General features: G+C 66.3%; 11 protein-coding genes and 3 pseudogenes. 7 read left to right on the forward strand and 7 right to left on the reverse strand.

The genetic code is table 11. The annotated features are described in order from the left end of the window. Positions 1-389: 389 nt before the first annotated feature. Positions 390-1,412: a serine hydrolase domain-containing protein gene (locus AC1D2E_RS19475; protein ID WP_478198917.1), complete on the forward strand. Its 1,023-nt coding sequence runs from the start codon at positions 390-392 to the stop codon at positions 1,410-1,412. Positions 1,413-1,760: 348 nt separating this feature from the next. Here the strand turns inward: AC1D2E_RS19475 and AC1D2E_RS19480 are convergent, their stop codons facing one another. The 3 genes from AC1D2E_RS19480 to AC1D2E_RS19490 all read right to left on the reverse strand — a co-directional run bounded on the left by AC1D2E_RS19480 (position 1,761) and on the right by AC1D2E_RS19490 (position 5,910). Continuing rightward, entirely contained in the window at positions 1,761-2,936 is a 1,176-nt protein-coding gene (locus tag AC1D2E_RS19480; RefSeq protein WP_478198918.1) for an IS91 family transposase, read from the reverse strand. A 12-nt stretch (positions 2,937-2,948) separates the two neighbouring features. After that, a complete protein-coding gene (locus AC1D2E_RS19485) occupies positions 2,949-3,860 on the reverse strand; it encodes a tyrosine-type recombinase/integrase (RefSeq protein ID WP_478198919.1) in 912 nt (303 codons plus the stop codon). Positions 3,861-4,914: 1,054 nt separating this feature from the next. Next, positions 4,915-5,910 (reverse strand): ABC transporter substrate-binding protein, encoded by a 996-nt coding sequence (locus AC1D2E_RS19490; protein ID WP_478198920.1) that lies wholly within the window; start codon positions 5,908-5,910, stop codon positions 4,915-4,917. 861 nt (positions 5,911-6,771) lie between these two features. Between AC1D2E_RS19490 and AC1D2E_RS19495 the strand changes: the two are divergent. After that, positions 6,772-7,707, forward strand: a pseudogene (locus tag AC1D2E_RS19495) (ESPR domain-containing protein); the annotation flags it as partial. Between the two features lie 54 nt (positions 7,708-7,761). Then, positions 7,762-10,995 carry an autotransporter outer membrane beta-barrel domain-containing protein gene (locus AC1D2E_RS19500; RefSeq protein WP_478198948.1) on the forward strand — a complete coding sequence of 1,078 codons (3,234 nt, stop codon included), beginning with the start codon at positions 7,762-7,764 and terminating at the stop codon, positions 10,993-10,995. On the opposite strand, the gene AC1D2E_RS19505 is transcribed toward AC1D2E_RS19500, so the two are convergent. Together AC1D2E_RS19505 and AC1D2E_RS19510 are read right to left on the reverse strand one after the other, a co-directional pair. Beyond that, a complete protein-coding gene (locus AC1D2E_RS19505) occupies positions 10,985-11,155 on the reverse strand; it encodes a hypothetical protein (protein ID WP_478198921.1) in 171 nt (56 codons plus the stop codon). The two genes, AC1D2E_RS19500 and AC1D2E_RS19505, sit on opposite strands and share 11 nt — an antisense overlap. A 169-nt stretch (positions 11,156-11,324) precedes the next feature. Then, positions 11,325-11,654: a hypothetical protein gene (locus AC1D2E_RS19510; protein WP_478198922.1), complete on the reverse strand. Its 330-nt coding sequence runs from the start codon at positions 11,652-11,654 to the stop codon at positions 11,325-11,327. A gap of 222 nt (positions 11,655-11,876) precedes the next feature. Here AC1D2E_RS19510 and AC1D2E_RS19515 point away from each other — a divergent pair, with 222 nt between their 5' ends. Then, positions 11,877-12,287, forward strand: a complete 411-nt coding sequence (locus AC1D2E_RS19515) for a hypothetical protein (protein WP_478198923.1) — start codon at positions 11,877-11,879, stop codon at positions 12,285-12,287. Here AC1D2E_RS19515 and AC1D2E_RS19520 read toward each other — a convergent pair. Together AC1D2E_RS19520 and AC1D2E_RS19525 are read right to left on the reverse strand one after the other, a co-directional pair. Continuing rightward, positions 12,262-12,414: pseudogene (locus AC1D2E_RS19520) on the reverse strand (efflux RND transporter permease subunit); the annotation flags it as partial. The gene AC1D2E_RS19515 and the pseudogene AC1D2E_RS19520 overlap by 26 nt on opposite strands. Positions 12,415-12,434: 20 nt before the next feature. Next, positions 12,435-13,073: pseudogene (locus AC1D2E_RS19525) on the reverse strand (efflux RND transporter periplasmic adaptor subunit); the annotation flags it as partial. A gap of 359 nt (positions 13,074-13,432) precedes the next feature. Between AC1D2E_RS19525 and AC1D2E_RS19530 the strand changes: the two are divergent. From AC1D2E_RS19530 to nthA, 3 genes are all read left to right on the forward strand, one after another. After that, positions 13,433-14,368 carry a helix-turn-helix domain-containing protein gene (locus AC1D2E_RS19530; protein WP_478198924.1) on the forward strand — a complete coding sequence of 312 codons (936 nt, stop codon included), beginning with the start codon at positions 13,433-13,435 and terminating at the stop codon, positions 14,366-14,368. Positions 14,369-14,613: 245 nt separating this feature from the next. Continuing rightward, on the forward strand, positions 14,614-16,014 hold the full coding sequence (locus AC1D2E_RS19535; RefSeq protein ID WP_478198925.1) for an amidase: 1,401 nt from the start codon (positions 14,614-14,616) through the stop codon (positions 16,012-16,014). A 68-nt stretch (positions 16,015-16,082) separates the two neighbouring features. After that, positions 16,083-16,682: a nitrile hydratase subunit alpha gene (gene nthA / locus AC1D2E_RS19540; RefSeq protein WP_478198926.1), complete on the forward strand. Its 600-nt coding sequence runs from the start codon at positions 16,083-16,085 to the stop codon at positions 16,680-16,682. Positions 16,683-16,720 lie beyond the last annotated feature (38 nt).

The following is a 16,720-nucleotide window of genomic DNA, read 5'->3' on the forward strand; positions in this document are numbered from 1 at the left end:
GCACCTTGGCCGTCACCGACGCCGCTTGGCCGCCTTTGACCAGTCGCACCGCCTCCAGCTTGAATTCGAGCGTGTACCTGCCACGCGGTTGCCCGTCTTTTCTCTTGCTCATTTCTCTTCTCTCCAATCACTGAATTTGACCATCAGCTATGGAGTACGTTTTTCGGGGGCAAGATCAACAAGCTTGGCGCAGCCACCTTCACCGCAAAATACGGACGAGCGAGGTAGAAGTCGCKACCTGCGCCAGAATCTGGCTCATTGGTGCTCGCGCTGTCGCGAGAGGCGTTTGTCGATTCGCTCAATCGACGTCCTAGGTAGCTTGGAATTCGATGATGAGTTCTCGACGGAGCTTCGTTCTCGGCGGTACGGCTTCACTTTTGGTGGCGGGGATGGCCGGCAAAATCGCCCGTGCAGCATCGCCCGCAGACCTTCTTGAGTGGCAAACGGCCAACCCGGAGAGCCAAGGAATCTCTGCCTCGGCATTTGAAGCGGCCCTGACTTCAGGCTCGACTGTCGGTGCCCTACGGAGTCTGTTGGTCGTACGAAACGGGGCGCTTATCGGGGAGCGCTACTACGGAGGCGCTACGGCGTCTGACCTGCATGCAGCCAACTCGGCAACGAAGAGCGTCTGCTCGATGCTGGTGGGTAAGGCGCTCCACCAAGGAAAGCTCAAAGGCCTCTCGCAAACGGTCGGCGAGTTGTTGCCCGACCTCGTTCAGAAGTCCCCCAATTCATCAGCGTCCAGCGTGACGTTGGGCCAAATTCTCACCGGCACCACGGGTATCGCCTACGAATTCACGACGCAGCTTCGCGCATTGGTGACCTCGCCCGACCCCGCGCAATACGTGTTGGGCCTACCGAGCGATGGAAGAGCTCCCAATTCCTGGTCGTACAACGACGCAGCCGTTTCGCTGCTCACGCCCATTCTGGAACACGCCCAGGGGATACCCCTTGAAGACCTCGCAAAGCGGGACCTGTTCGCTCCGCTGGGAATCGAGAGGTTCTCGTGGGGGCGAGACAAGGCCGGGCACGCGATGGCCTACATGGGTCTCAAGCTGCGGACGCGTGATTTGGTGAAGTTGGCCTGGTTGATGGCTGATGCGGGCAAATGGAATGGCTCGAGCGTGCTTCCAGGAGAATGGGTTGCGGATAGCTCGCGGGCGCACGTGTCCGGCGCCTGGCGAAATCCTCCCATCGTCGACACCGGCTATGGCTACCTCTGGTTTACAGGCACCCTGAGAGGCAAGTTCGTGGTGTGGGCATGGGGGTACGGTGGCCAGTTCGCCCTGTTCGTGCCTTCACTGAAGCTTGCCATCGCCACAGCAGCAACCGACCCACGCCCCCAGGACTTGCGCGCCCAGACCGCAGCAGTGATGGCGGTCGTCGCTCAGGTGGTGGAAGCTGTTGGCTAAGACTGAGAACGGAGAGCATTTATCTGACGCCGTGCCGACGCTGATSGAGCGCGCTGGTGTTGCGGCGGCAGATAAACGTCGATGGACTGAACCGCCGCTCSGCGRTGGCGWGCGGGGCTGTTGGGGAATGTAAGGWTCAGAYGCGGTGACGGTAGTACGTGCGGGGTGTGGAGGCGTGAGCGTGGGTGCTCAGGCGGCGATTGGGGACGGCCGTTGGGCGGTTGAGGCGCAAGCGATGGGTCGTTCGCGGCATACCGATGGTTCGGCCACACACGTCGGGACGATCCGYACCGCCGTCGCGATGTCGGTGACGGACAAGTTCTTGGACGGTGATGCGCCAGCCGGGTATCACGGCGGACCCCGGCATGCAACGGCTTGCGGTGCAGCGCAGCCGCGCTGTGGTGGCAACACCTGCACGGTACGCCAGTGCCCCAAGCGGCAGYGCGGGCAGCACGAGACTTCGATGCCCGTGACGCGCTGGAGGAACGTGGCGGCGTCCTCTCGAGCCTGGGGATTGGCCGCCGGCATCGACAGCGCCAAGCGGGCCTGCGCSAGCCGCTCGGCCTTGACGGCCGRGCTCAGCAACCCGTAGTGGCGGATGCGCTTGAACCCCGGCGGCAGCACATGCTGCAGGAAGCGAGCGATGAAGGTYGGYCCGTCGATGAGGACCGTTCGCTTGCCGCCATCGTCGGCGCGYACGCGCAGTCGCACCCCGTTGGCATCRWTGCCGACGATGCGCTCGTTGGAGACTGCSACGCGGTGCGTGTAGCGCGACAGGTAGTCCAACACCGTCTCGGGGCCAGTGAGCGGCGTCTTGGCATACACCACCCAGTYGTGACGCTTGAGCTCGGCCAGCCGTGCCTGGCGCATCGCCGGCGTGTTGGCSGGATCGCGGGGCAASTCGCCGSCCTGACTCGCGCGGCGCAGCGCGTCGACGAACTTGCCTCTGAACACGCGTGACAGCGCATGCACCGGGAAYAGGAACGTCGGGCTMCGCTTGGGTGCACACCACAGGCCATCGCCGTCCAACCCACCGCAGGCCATCAGCGCGTGCACATGGATGTGGCGGCGCAGGTCCTGCGTCCAGGTATGCAGCACCAGRGTGAAGGCAGCTGTTGCACCGAGCCAGCGCGGGTTCGCGGCGAACTCGCTGAGCGTGGCCGCTGCGCATTGCATCAGCGTGCSGTASRCCCAGCGCGCATGGAACTGCGCCAGGGCGTTGAGGGCGTGCGGCAGCGTGAAGACCAGGTGACAGTACGGCACCGCAAGCAACTCGGCCAGTCGGGCCTGGCGCCATGCGTTCCGGGCCTCGTTCTGGCACTGCGGACAATGCCGGTTGCGGCAGGAGTGGAACAGCCGCTGCTCCTGGCCGCACYGGTCGCAGCGCTGCAAATGGCCGCCTAGCGCCGGCGTGCGGCAGGCGACGACGGCACGCCAGGCGCGCGCCTGCGGCGTGCTCAGCGAGTGCTCGCGCAGATAGGCCGGCCCGAAGGTTCGCAGCACCTCGGCCAGGGTGGCGCTCATCGCGCAGCGGCTTCAGAGCAGCGGCGGTCGCGGTGGCGTCGGCGGTGACGACGGCGGTGACGACGGCGCCTTTGGCTCGACCTTGGGCAGATGGGCCAGCAGCGCCAGCGCGCTGTCGCCGGCGCTGTGGCCGGGGCGGGCCATTCGAAGGTAGCGGCTGGTGGTGCTGAGCTTGGCGTGGCCGAGCAACTGGCTGATGCTGTTGAGGTCCACGCCGGCTTCCAGCAGATGTGTGGCAAAGCAGTGGCGCAGCGTGTGGATGCCGCCGACCTTGGCGATGCCCGCAGCGTTGCGCGCGGCGTAGAAGTAGCGCCCGGCGCTACGGGTGTCCAGGTGCTSGGAGGGGTTCAGCCGCGCAGGGAACAACCAGTCCTCGGCCTGTGCAGTGCGTCTGCATTGCCGCCAGTACAGTCGCAACTGGTCGAGCAACTCCGGGCTGAGCAGGCTGTAGCGGTCGTGCCCTCCCTTGCCCGCGATGACGTGAATGCACATGCGGTCGGGCGAGGAGTCGATGTCGCAGCCGCGCAGTTGACACAGCTCGCTKACGCGCAGCYCGCTGGCGTAGGCCGTCATCAGAAGCGTGCGCGCCTTCATGGACATCGGCGCAGCCAGCACCGCTGCCACTTCGGCGCGAGACAACACGTYGGGCAGCCGCTGCGGGGTGTGACCCATGGGGATGCGCTGGCGTCKCTCGTTCTGGCCGAGCACCTCGCACACCAGAAACCGCACGGCGCTGGAAGCCTGATTGACRCTGCTTCGCGCCAGATGCCGCTCGCGCACCAGGTGCAGCAGATAGGCCTGGACCTCCTGGTCGGTGATCAGCTCCGGGGTTCGGCGGTAGTGACGGGCCATCTGCGCGACAACCCTCAGGTAGGACTCTTGCGTGCGTGGCCTGAAGCCGCGCAGCACCATCGCATCGATCATGCGTTGACGTAGTGGTGTCATCGTCGTCTCCGAGTTCCGGGGAACATTCCCCGCAACCAAGGTACAACTCAACTCCGCGCAACGCGATCTGCCCCCGTCGCACACATCCACCGCGTCAGCGGTTTAGTCCAACGGCCAACACCGGACATTCCGACATCCCTCCCAACTCACACAACATTGGAGCATCGCCATGGCAGGTCCCGGCATGAGCAAAGAGCGATACGAGGCCATGAAAGGCCCAGCGATGGGTGTACTGGATGCTCATCGTCGCGGTCGGCTGCTTCATCGGGTACATGTGGTTCCTACGCTAGCCCACGGGCAGAATGCGGGCCAGAAGCGGATGCTCGTCGCTACCTCGCAACGACGGCCTTGTGAGCGCGTGCGCACTGACCGAGGTGCGGTCAACAATTGCAATCGAGACCCATCGGAACAAGGAGCCGTCAATCGGTGACAGTACATCGCAACCCCGCCAGGGCTGCACCGGCAGTCACTCTGGCTAGCCTGTTGGCCGCAGCGGCTGGAGCTTGGGCATATGAGTTTCAGGCGACGCCGAGACCGGGTGACTTCGACACCACCTCCGCCCCTTCTGGCACGTTCATACTTGTCGTAGTCGTAGCTGCCGTTGTTGGCGGGCTGGTCTCGTGGCAGAGCTTAAGGAAATTCAGAAGCGAGCATCGGCTTGGACGATTTGGATGCTCCATCGCCTTGTCGCTCACGGGCGCGTCGATTGCATTCACGGTCGTTGCGGTCCCCGCGATATTGTGGGCAATCGTCAAAGCCGACCCAGCGCTGTGGGCCATTCCAATTTTTCTGTTGCTTGCATTCGGCTCGGCAATGTTGCAGACGCTCCTCCCGTCCTTGCCCTATGCGGTGGGCGCAGGGGTAGCCTTCGCCGCTCTGGCCGAGCTTCGAGGCTGGCTGACGGTCCCTCACTGATGTCAGCTCTGGGCCCCATAGCGCTGCTGGCAAATGTGGCTGGATTCGGCCAGGAGCCGACCTTCGCGACAGTCGGCTGCAGGCGAAGAGGCCGGCGGTCAAAGCGCCCCGCAGCCTCTCAACGTACGACCTCGTCGGCGCGCAACAAGAGGCTTCCGGGAACCGCGACGCCGAGCGCCTGGGCGGTCTTCAAGTTGATCAGCAGTTCGAACTTTTGCGGCTGCTGGACTGGGAGGTCGCCGGGCTTGGCGCCCTTGAAGATCCGGTCGACGTAGCCGGCGGCGCGGCGCGCCAGCGCGGCGATGTCCGCCCCGTACGTCAGCAAGGCGCCACCGGCGTGGTGGTAGCGCTCCGTGCCAATGCACGGCAGGCGCGCCTGCGTCGCTGCGGCCACCAGCTCGCCGCTCGAGTAGACATGCCAGCCCGCCGGGAGGATGAACAACGCGTCGGTGCCCGTGCGGGCTAGTGGCGGGATGACAGCCACGATGTCCTCGACACGGTTCAGCTCGACCCGCTGGACGCGGATGCCGAGCCGAGGCGCCACCGCCTCGATCTGCGTCAGCTCCGTCCGGTGCGTGGCCACCAAGGGCATCCAGAGCACCGCGACCTCGCGGGCCTGCGGCAGCAAATCGCGCAGCAACTCGAGCCGCTTGCCGTGCAACTCGTCGTCGACGGCCGACAGGCCGGTGAGGTTGCCCTCGGGGCGCGCCAACGACGAGACCAGGCCGCTCGTGACCGGATCGCTCACCCCCGAGAACACGATCGGAATCGTGCTCGTCGCGCGCTTCGCGGCCATCGCCGCGGCGGTGGTAACACACCAGAACAGGTCAACGCCGTCCGCCGCCAGCGCGACGGCATGCGCGTCGAAGCCCTCCGGCTTGCCCCCGGTGTGCCGCCAGTCCATCACATAGTCGCGGCCCTCCTCGTAACCCTGGTCGCGCATGCCGGCGAAAAAGGCATCGAAGATCGGCACGACGCCGGGGCTTGGCCGCGGAAAAAACGAGATGTAGCCGATGCGCCACGGGCGGTCGGCTGGCCAGACGCCAAGCGCGATGCCGGCTGCCGCACCGAGGACGATGAGCCGGCGTGCAAAGCCGTCCGGACGCGGATTCATGCGCCGAGACTACCTCCGAACCGCCCTCAACGCAAAGCGGGTGCGGGGCGACGGAGCGCTCAGCTGGTCGGGGTGGTCTTCGCAGATCCAGCCGCGGCCTTAGCACAAGGGGCAGCTCGAACGCTAGGCCGTCGTCTCGGAGATGGGTGCTGGCTATGGTGTCGGCTTGCGGGCTGCCGGCAGTTAGCCCATTCGCCGGGCCCTTCCGGCAGGTTGCGCATCTCAAGCGAGCTGACTGTCAGGCTCCGCGCCAGAGAAGCGCTGCTGCGCCTTCTCGCGTGACAGGCGCCTTATGGAATGGGAGCATAGGGCGCATGAAGGTCAAGGAATGCCCGCTACCTTCGCCAATGACGCGGCCCTGAGCTGCTAACTAATGCTTCGTTGGCCTGCGTCCGCTTTGCGGAGTCGAACTAAGGTCGGCGTACGTCTGCTCCGGGCCCGAAGCGGTCATAGATTCGCGCCGATAGCTGACTTTGCGTCCTCGGCGAAGGCGCCCTCCCTGAACGGCCGGCACGGCCTTTGCATTGCGCGGGATTCGATTGTGGTCGGCAGCGCCAGATCTTCCTGTGCTCCCAAAACTTGAGCGTCCTGACTTGCCCACCAGACGTGGTGCGCATGCCACACGCGACTTCTTTTCGCAACGCGCGACCGGTTGCCATCAGTGCTTCATCAATCCGCAACCTATAGTTATCTTGTGTAATTAGTTCGGCGTAGCCAAGGTCTGGTCAGCACCAACGCACGGCCGACGCAGGCGCGTCGAAGTACGCAAGAGGTCTGCGGTGACGCCTTGCCGAGCACACACCCAGCAAGAAGCCGGCGGGTGACATCGCGGGAGAAATGATCGGCTTACATGGGAGGAAGATGAACAAGGTCCACAGAACAGTCTGGAGTGCGAGCACCGGAACCTGGGTCGTCGCTTCCGAGCATGCCGTGGCACGGGGCAAACGCAGCGGCTCGATGGTCCAGCGGGCCGCTGCGGCCATGCTGCTGGCAGGTGCGGTCGGTTCAATGCTGACCCCGCCGGCCGCACGGGCCGCCTCCGTCTGGAACGTTTCCACTGGGGATTGGACGACCACGACCAATTGGTCGGGCGGGGTCCCGGCCGCCGGCGCCCTCACCATCATTGGCAACGGCACCGGCATCGCCACGCTCGGCACATCTTCTTCAGCCGCCGGTGCGACCGGCGCCTTGATCGTCGGACACACGGCGAACGGCCGGTTGATCGTGCTCAACGGGAGCACGCTCACGAGCAACAGCAACGTCCAGATCGGCAACGTGGCAGGCACGACCGGCACCTTCACGGTCGATGGCAGCGGATCCAGATTCGCCAGCAGCGGCACGATCACCGTGGGTGACTCGGGGACCGGAACGCTGTCGGTCACCGCAGGGGGCGCTGTGCGCGGCGCCACCTTCGTCATCGGCAACACCAGCACGGGCAGGGGCACGGTGACCGTGGACGGCTCCGGCTCGAGCTTGATGGGCACTGGCGTATTTGTTGTCGGCAGTGCCGGCACCGGCCTACTCTCCATTGCAAGCGGAGCCCATGTTGCGACCAGCAGCAGCATCGTGGTCGGCAATGTCGCCCGCTCCACCGGGACCGTCACCGTCAATGGCTCCGGTTCGACCTTGACTGGCACCAGCGGCCTCACCGTGGGGGCAGCGGGAACCGGCAGCCTCGCGATCAGCAATAGCGCCGCAATTGTCAGYGGCGGCACCACCACCTTCGGCAGCAGTTCCGGCTCGACGGGTACCGTCACGGTGGCCGGCAGCGGGTCGACGCTGACCAGCAGTGGTTGGATCCTGGTGGGCAATGTCGGGAGCAGCTCGCTCTCGATCACGGATGGCGGCGCAGTGAGCGGCAGCTCGGTGATTCTGGGGGCTTCCGGCAGCGGCAAGGGCACGGTCACCGTGGACGGCGCCGGGTCGAGCCTCAGCGGCACGGGCACCCTGGTGGTGGGCCTCTCTGGTACTGGCAATATCGCGGTRACCCATGGCGCGGAAGTGTCCTTCGGCACCGGTATGCAGATCAGCAACCTGGCCGGCTCGACCGGTGCCGTGACGGTGGACGGAAGCGGCTCGACCTTGGCCATGGGCACCGGGGGACTCTATGTCGGGCACGCGGGACTCGGCACGCTGACGCTCGGCAATGGCGCAGCGCTGACATCCAACGGGACTGACATCGCGTCCAGTTCGGCTTCTGGCGGCGCCAGTGTGGTCGTCCGGAGTGGCGCCACCTGGACCGACAAGGCGGGCATCGCGGTCGGGTCTGACTCGGCTGGTCATGTCGCGATCCTGACCGGCGGCCAAGCCAGCTCCACCAGCCTCACGGCGGGCATCAGGAGCGGCGGTGGCGGCAGCACCGTCACCGTCGACGGCTCGGGCTCCGCGTTGACCATTTCCGGCGGGATGATCATCGGAGCGGGCGGCAACGCCTCGTTGCTCGTGACGGATGGCGCAGCCGCGAAAGCATCCAGCCTTTCAATAGGCAGGGCCGCCACCGGCACGGCGACGGTGAGCGGCGCCAGCACGTTGAGCAGTGGCGACGCGGTGCTCGGCGAGACGAGCACCGGCGCCGGCACACTCACCGTGATGGGATCGGGTTCAAGCTGGAATGCCAACGGCACGATCACTGTCGGCGCGGCCGGCACCGGCAAGCTGACGATCAGCGATGGTGCCAAGGTGAGCAGCACCGGCGGCATCATCGCCAACGCGAGTGGTAGCACCGGCACCGTGCTGGTCACCGGCAGCGGCTCGAGCTGGACCGACAGCGGCACGCTGCTGGTGGGCAACGCCGGCACCGGCACCCTCACCGTCCGGGACAGCGCCACGCTGGCGAGCGGCGCAGCCGTGATCGCCAGCACCAGCACCAGCACCGGTGCGGTCGAGCTGAGCGGTTCGACCTGGACAGCCAACGGCACGATCACTGTCGGCGGGGCCGGCACCGGCAAGCTGACGATCAGCGATGGTGCGGAGGTGAGCAGTACGGGCGGCATCATCGCCAACGCGAGTGGCAGCACCGGCAACGTGCAGGTGACCGGCAGCGGCTCTAGCTGGACCGACAGCGGCACGCTGCTGGTGGGCAACGCCGGCGCCGGCGTTCTCACCATCGATGACGGCGCAAAGGTGATCGCCGCCGGCGGCACGGTGGTGGATGCGCCGACGGGCGTGGGCACGGTCAACATCGGCAACCAGGCGGTGCTGGAGACGCTGGCGCTGACCCGCGGCACCGGCACGGCGCAGGTCAACTTCGACGGCGGCACCCTGCGCGCGATGGGCAACAACGCGAGCTTCATCTCCGGCTTCAATGCCAGCGAGCTCAACATCGAGAGCGGCGGCGCCACCATCGACGACGCCGGCTACACCGTCGCCTCCGACAGTCCCTTCAGCGGCACCGGCGCACTCACCAAGGTCGGCATCGGCACCTTGATCCTGAATGCCGACAGCACCTACACCGGCGGCACCACGGTCACGGCCGGCACGCTGGTGGTGGGCGACGCCTCGCACCCCGGCGCCGCGCTGTCCGGTGGTGGCGCCACCACGGTCGCCGCGGGCGCCACCCTCGGCGGCTACGGCAGCGTCGCCGGCACGGTCACCAACAACGGAACCATCGCGGTGGCGGACGCGCTCGCTGCCGCAGGCACGGCCAAGGGCAACTTCGGCATTGGCACGCTGGTTAACAACAGMCTGGCGCAGGTCGCCGGCACGGGCATCGGCAACACGCTGACGGTGAACAGCTATGCAGGCAACGGCGGCAGCACCCTCGCGCTCAACACCTACCTGGGCGCCGACAGCTCGCCCTCGGACCGTCTGATCGTCAATGGCGGGACAGCCACCGGCAACTCCAGCCTGAAGGTCACCAACATCGGCGGCGGCGGTGCGCTCACCACCGGCAACGGCATCCTCGTCGTGGATGCAACCAACGGCGCCACCACGGCCGCCGGTGCCTTCACCCTGAGCGCCCCCGCCCTGGCAGGCGCCTACGAGTACACCCTCTACCGCGGCAGCGTCGATGGCAGCGATGCGCAGGACTGGTACCTGCGCTCGAGCCTGCCGCTCAGCGCCTCCGGGTCGAGCACGCCCAACTATCGCCAGGAGGTCTCGCTCTACACCGCCGTGCCCTCGATGGTCCAGATCTACGGGCGCATGCTGCTCGACTCGATGCACGAGCGGGTCGGAGAACAGGAGCAGCTGCGCGGCAACGACGCGCTGGATGCGAAGCGCACCCTGGTCAACGGTGCCTGGGGCCGCGTGCTCGGCACGAGCGGCCGGCAGGGCAACGGCTCGATCTACAGCAACGGCCCGCAGTTCGACTATGACATCGCCGCCGCGCAGGTCGGCCTGGAAGTCTTCCGCCAAGCGCGGGAAGACGGCCAGCGGGATCATGCGGGCGTCTACGGCGCGAGCGGCCATCTGTCGGGCGATGTGACGCATGCCAACGGCGCGCGCGCCGGCACCGACAGCTTCGACGCCCACACGCTGGGTGTCTACGGCACCCGCTTCGGTGCCTCGGGCTGGTACGTGGATGGGATCGCCCAGTTCACCTGGTACGAGGACGTGAAGGCGCAGTCCACGCGGGTGGCTGGCCTCGCGACCCCGATCTCACTGTCCACCGAGGGCCGCGGTTGGGCCACCTCGCTCGAAGGCGGCTATCCGATCCAGATCGGCGGCGGCTGGATCGCCGAGCCGCAGGCGCAGCTGACGTACCAGCGCAACAACCTGGACGACTCGGCCGATGTCGCGGCGCTGGTGCGCTTCCAGACCTCCGAGTCGCTGGCCGGGCGGGTGGGTGCGCGCTTCGCCAGGACCTGGGCGCTGGACGAGGGCGACAAGCCGCGGCTCATGACCACCTGGCTGCGCGCCAACCTGTGGCACGAGTTCATGGGCGACAACACGACGGAGTTCTCGTCGGCCACGGGCTTCCTGCCCTTCGGCTCGGACCTGGGTGGCACATGGGTGGAGCTGGCCGCGGGCTTCAGCGCGCAGCTCACGCGCCGCGCCGTGGCGTATGCGCAGGTCGGCTACATGCGCGGCACGAGCGACAGCCATGCTGTCAACGGCCGGCTTGGGATGCGGCTCAATTGGTAGAAGGCAACGAGCGACGATTGAGCAGGCGCTCGGCGGGATTCTTCTCGTCGTAGGCGGCTCCGCGTCGGCCTCGGATGTCGAGTTCCATCAGGCGTTGGGCCATGACATTGACGATCAGCTCAGCGGCTTGGACGTCCGGTTGTGGCCCGATTCTCGTCATGCACATCGAAGCTCAACGATGAGCTTCGACCCGCCTTCGCGTGCTTTGAGCTCTTGCTCAACATAGTCGACTTCAACGGCCGTACCGACGGTAAAGCGGATTGCTGCGATGCCCGCCGACACCATGCACCCATGTCGAGCGGGCGCCGTTCGCTTAGCTCAAACTCTTACTACCGTCTGGCAAACGCCAGCGTGCGCTGGGCGAAGTTGACGAGCGCCTGGTCATTGATGACCTGCGTCGCCCACGCCGGGTTGCTATCGTGGTGAAACAGGTTGGCGTAGTCCAGCAGTGCCCGAAGCTCCGCGATGTCGGCATGCCCCAAGATTTGCGCCGGCGTGTTAACCCGTTGCTCGCAGATGCCGATTAACGGGCCGAGCAGCCCACCTGGCTGAAATGTGGAGGGGTAGGCAACGCGAGCAAACGCCTCGAGGATCTGGCGCAAGGCAGGAGCTACCTGGCGTTCGACAGTCGGATCGGCAGCTTGCAGATAGCCGGTCACGAGCTCGTGACGCCGATCATGCTCTGTGATGCAGTCCTGACGGACATCCCAGGGGGCGAATGTCGAGTCGGCTGCCGCGCGAACAAGTCTGATCGCCGAGCGGTCGGCTGCCGGCGCCCATCGGACCCGAGCACTCCCAACCAGTTCCCACAAATCTGGCCGCTGGGCACGGTGACCCCGATCACGGATGACCCTGACTGGCTTCAACCGGCCCCTGCAGCGATGGAAAAGCTGCGCAGGCATCTTGAGGAAGGCAGCAAGGCAGTTCTCGACGGCTACGCCGTTCTCCGGCTGTGCGCAGAATCGCACGGCCGTCGCGAAATGCCTATGGAGGTGACCGCCTCTGACGTCACGACCAGCGAGCTTGTTCTCAAGCACGAGCCCGACGAAGACGACCCGCACAGCGGATACGAAGTCGCGCGCGGCGACGAATTGACGTGCTGGCATCAGCTCGAGCTTGCGATGCGCAACGATCGCACCGAAGAGAGAGCCGAACTGAAAATCACGGTGCCCGACGAAGGCGTTGGAGCGTGGATCGTTAACGGCATCCGTTACATATGGGTCTTGGAGACCCTCAAGCCCAGCGAATACGTTCCTGGCCGAATCGGCCGGGATAGGTCGCGTACACGGTGACCGCAGGCGGCGCCACCGACGGGTAGCGCGCGATGGGCAGTTGCGGAAGGGCGATCAGGCCCAGCAGGATGATGAATGCGGCCACCCCCCAGGCGAACACGGGCCGCCGGATAAAGAATTGAGGCATCGAAGAGTCTTGGTGGGTGTTCAGTGGACTGCGGCATCCGCCGCCGGCGCCTTCCAAGCCTGCGGCGCGACCTGCGCGCCCGGCTTGAGCCGTTCGGCGCCCTCGACAACCACGCGTTGATCGGGCCGCAGGCCGCCGGCGATGCGGTACTGGTGGCCAACTGCCTCACCCAATTGCACGGTGGTGAGCCGGGCCACATCGCCCTGCTCCACCGTCCATACCTGCGCCTTGCCGTACACGCGCTTCACCGCCTGCTGCGGCACCAGCAAGGCTTCGGCGTACTGGCCTCTCACGACCTTCGCGCGCACGAACATGCCCGGGAACAGCAGGCGCTCGGGGTTGTCCACCCGGATTCGTAGCAGCACGTCGCCCGTGCCCGGGTCCACGTTGATGGCGGAAAAAAGAACCTGGCCGCGCATGGGGCATGGCCTTCCATCGGACCGCAGCAGGGTGACGGGCAGGCTCGCGCCCTGCGCCCTCAGCGCCTCCAGCGCCGCAGCGGGCTGGCGCACGTCTACATAGACCTTGTCGATCTGTTGGATACGGGCCATCGGCGTGGGATCGCTCGCGCCCACCAGCGCGCCTTCGGTGACGAATGCCTGGTCGATACGCCCCGCAATCGGGGCATCGATCCGGGCGAACCGCACGTCCAAGCGTCGGCGCGCGAGGGCTTCCGCGTCCGCGCTTCAGCTCTCCTTCATCCGGCGCGAATTCTGCCGCCTCGCGGCGGTCTCCGGTCAACGCGCCGAGACATCCCGCGGTGCTGCGTCGCCCCCTACTTGCATCCCCTTCGATCAAAGTCAGAACGTGAAACCAGAGGCCTCTCGCGCCGTGGTCGATTGCCGGCGCTTGCCTGTACAGCATCGTACGACGCGCGCGGTCGACGCCGTCCCTCACCGCCAAGTCGCTCCCGGGTAACTTCCGATGCAGCGCAGGCACGTCTTGTGCTTAATTCGCGTCCAGGTTTTGTCGTTGTCGACCTTGGAAAGAGGCCTGCCGATCAGGGGCACGGAGTTGTATGGAACGCTTTCAATATTCAACCAGCGGCGTCGATGTCACTCGGCGATTCGACTACTGGAACGACGTCGTGTGCCGCCACTGCGTGCCCGCGGCCAGCCGCATGATGTCCCAAGGCCCCTTTGACGGCGAGCTGGCCGTGAACCCCATCGGTGCGGTGGATGTCAGCACCATGACGGCGCCCCTGCACCATTGGTCGCGCGACAGTCACCACCTCCGGCGGGGACCGCACGACGACCTGTGGATCGCCTACATGGCTCATGGCAATGGGGTGGTGACGCAGAGCGAGCACCAGATCGGGGTCGGCTCGGGCGACATGGTGCTTTACGACGCGGGGCGTCCCTTCACCTTCTTACTGGAGGCGCAGTGTGTCTACCTGTTGCGCCTGCCACGCCGGTCGTTGTTGCAGCGCTGTCCTGGGGCCGAGCAGTTCACCGCCCTGGGCATCAACGCTTCCAAGCCCGGTGCCAGTCCGTTGCGCTTGCTGATCGAACAGGGGGCAGCCATGGACTTCGACCGCATGCGTCCTGGAGCGGCTTCGCAGTTTGGCAGCACGCTCCTGGACTTGGTGGCCGTGACGCTGGAAGTGCAGATGTGCAGTGACGCACCGCCGCGCGAACACGACCTCTACGCGCGTGTCGTGTCGTACATCGAGCGCCGATTTGAAGACCCCAGCCTCAATTTGGACAGCTTGGCCCAAGCGCACAGCGTGTCGTCGCGCAGCATCACGCGTGCGTTCGCCCGACGCGACCAGACGCCCATGGCCCTGGTGTGGCAGCTTCGGTTGGAGGCAAGCCGCCGCGCGCTGGTCGAAGGGCGTTCGCGCAGCGTAACCGAAGCGGCGTTCGACCATGGTTTCTCCGATGTATCCCATTTCAGCCGCGCCTTTCGCAAGTCATTCGGCTGCACGCCGCACACGCTGTTGATGCGCCACTGACGGCGCGTCTGCGCCTTCCAGACGAGCCGCCTTGCGCCGGATCTTGCTTGGGCTTGGGCTTGTGCGACTGGTACTGATACTGGTACTGGTAGTAGCACTGGCCAGCGTGTGTCTCTCCCGGGCCAACGGTCCGTCCTTCCCAGTCCAGCCGTCAGAGGTCTCCGCCGGTAACTTAGGCTCCGGCTGACACGGCGCAGGCGCCGCGTCCGAGCCCCCTTCCACTGACGAGCAAAGGACTCCGCGACATGGCACACACAGACATCCACTACCTCGAACTTCTGGAGGTCGGCCGACGGATCCAGTCCCGCGCGCTGTCGTCCGAAGAGGTGACGGGCGCGCTGCTGGCACGCATCGGCAGCGTTGACGCCAGGTTGCAGAGCTATGCGACGCTCATGGCCGACCAGGCCATGGTGGATGCCCGCCGAGCCGACGACGAGATTGCAAGCGGCAAGGCCCGCGGACCACTGCACGGCGTGCCGCTCGCGGTCAAGGACTTGCTCTGGACGGCCGGTGTACCCAGCGCGCATGGCATGACCATCTACAAGCACCACAAGCCCGCCGAGGACGCCACGGCCGTGCGCCGGCTACGCGAGGCCGGCGCTGTGCTGCTGGGCAAGCTGCAGCAGACCGAGGGCGCCTTCGCCGATCACCATCCCGAAATCACGCCTCCGGTGAACCCCTGGGGCGATGCATTGTGGTGCGGGGCATCCTCCAGCGGTTCGGGCGTGGCCACGGCGGCCGGTCTATGCTTCGGCGCGCTAGGCACGGACACGGGTGGTTCGATCCGCTTTCCGAGCGCGGCCAACGGCATCACTGGCCTGAAACCGACCTGGGGTCGCGTCAGCCGGTACGGCGCGTTCGAGCTGGCCGCATCGCTGGACCACATCGGTCCTATGGCGCGCAGCGCCGCCGACGCGGGTGCGCTATTGCAGGTGATCGCCGGGCCCGACCCCAAGGACCCGACCGCCAGCCAAGAGCCCATTCCCGACTACCTCGCACAGATGACGCGTGGCCTGGCCGGCCTGCGGGTGGGCATCGATCCGGCTTGGACCCTGGACCGCGCCGATGCACCGACCAAGGCTGTGCTGCAGGCGGTGCTGGCGCAGATCGAGCCACTGGGCGGCAGCGTGCGCGAGGTGCATTTCCCCGACGCCGAGCAGGTGTTGCAGGACTGGGCACCGCTGTGTGCAGTGGAAACTGCCGTGGCACACGAGGCCACCTTCCCGGCACGCCGCGCTGAGTACGGTCCCGGCCTAGCCGGTGTGATCGACGTGGGACGCCAGATGAGCGCCATGGACTACCAGAAGCTCTGGCTGCGCCGCGCCGACTTTCGGGGTCGCGTCAACGCCGTGTTCAATGACGTGGACCTGATTCTTGCGCCCGCCACGGCCATTGCCGGCGCCACCATGGAGCTGATGTCCAAGTTCGGCGTGGATGCCGAACTCTTCGCCGCCATGCTGCGCTACACCTGCCCGTTCGACCTGAGCGGCCACCCGACCATCACGCTGCCCGGCGGTCGTACGCCTGGCGGCGCGCCCGTGGCCTTCCAGTTCATCGCACCACATTTCGGCGAGGCCTTGCTGGTGCGCGCCGGCTGGGCCTACCAGCGCGCGACCGATTGGCACCGACGCCATCCCGCGCTCTGACGAGAGCGTTTGCACTCCGGCCCCGCGCCGTCACCGTTTTCACCCACCCCAGCCCATAGGAGCACACGATGAGCACACCCGCAATCACCACTGGCCAGACGACCCCGGGCCAGAGGGCTTTCGCCCTCAAGGCCGTCCTGCAGAAGAAGGGACTGATCCCCGACGGCTTCATCGAAGGCCTGACGGACCTTTTCGCCAACAAGTTCGGCCCCGACAACGGCGCCCGGGTCGTGGCCCGTGCCTGGAYCGATCCGGACTACCGAGCGCTGCTGTTGCGCGACGGCACCGCCGCCTGCGAGGAATACGGCTACACCGGCGCACAGGGCGAGTACATCGTGGCAGTAGAAGACACGCCCACGATCAAGAACGTCATCGTGTGCAGCCTGTGCTCGTGCACGGCCTGGCCCGTGCTGGGCCTGCCACCCGAGTGGTACAAGGGCTTCGAATTCCGTGCACGCTTGGTGCGCGAGGGTCGCACGGTGCTGGGCGAGTTGGGCACCGAACTGGCCGACGACGTGACCGTGCGGGTGTGGGACACCTCGGCCGAAACGCGCTACATGGTGCTGCCAATGCGCCCACAGGGCAGCGAGAAGATGGACGAGGAAGCCCTGCGCAAGCTCGTCACTAAGGACGTGCTGATTGGCGTGGCCCTGCCGCGCGTGGCCTGAAGCGCGCAGTCCTCTATCACCCCCCACACACACTTCTG

Source organism: Variovorax sp. P1_H2 (assembly GCF_056405295.1).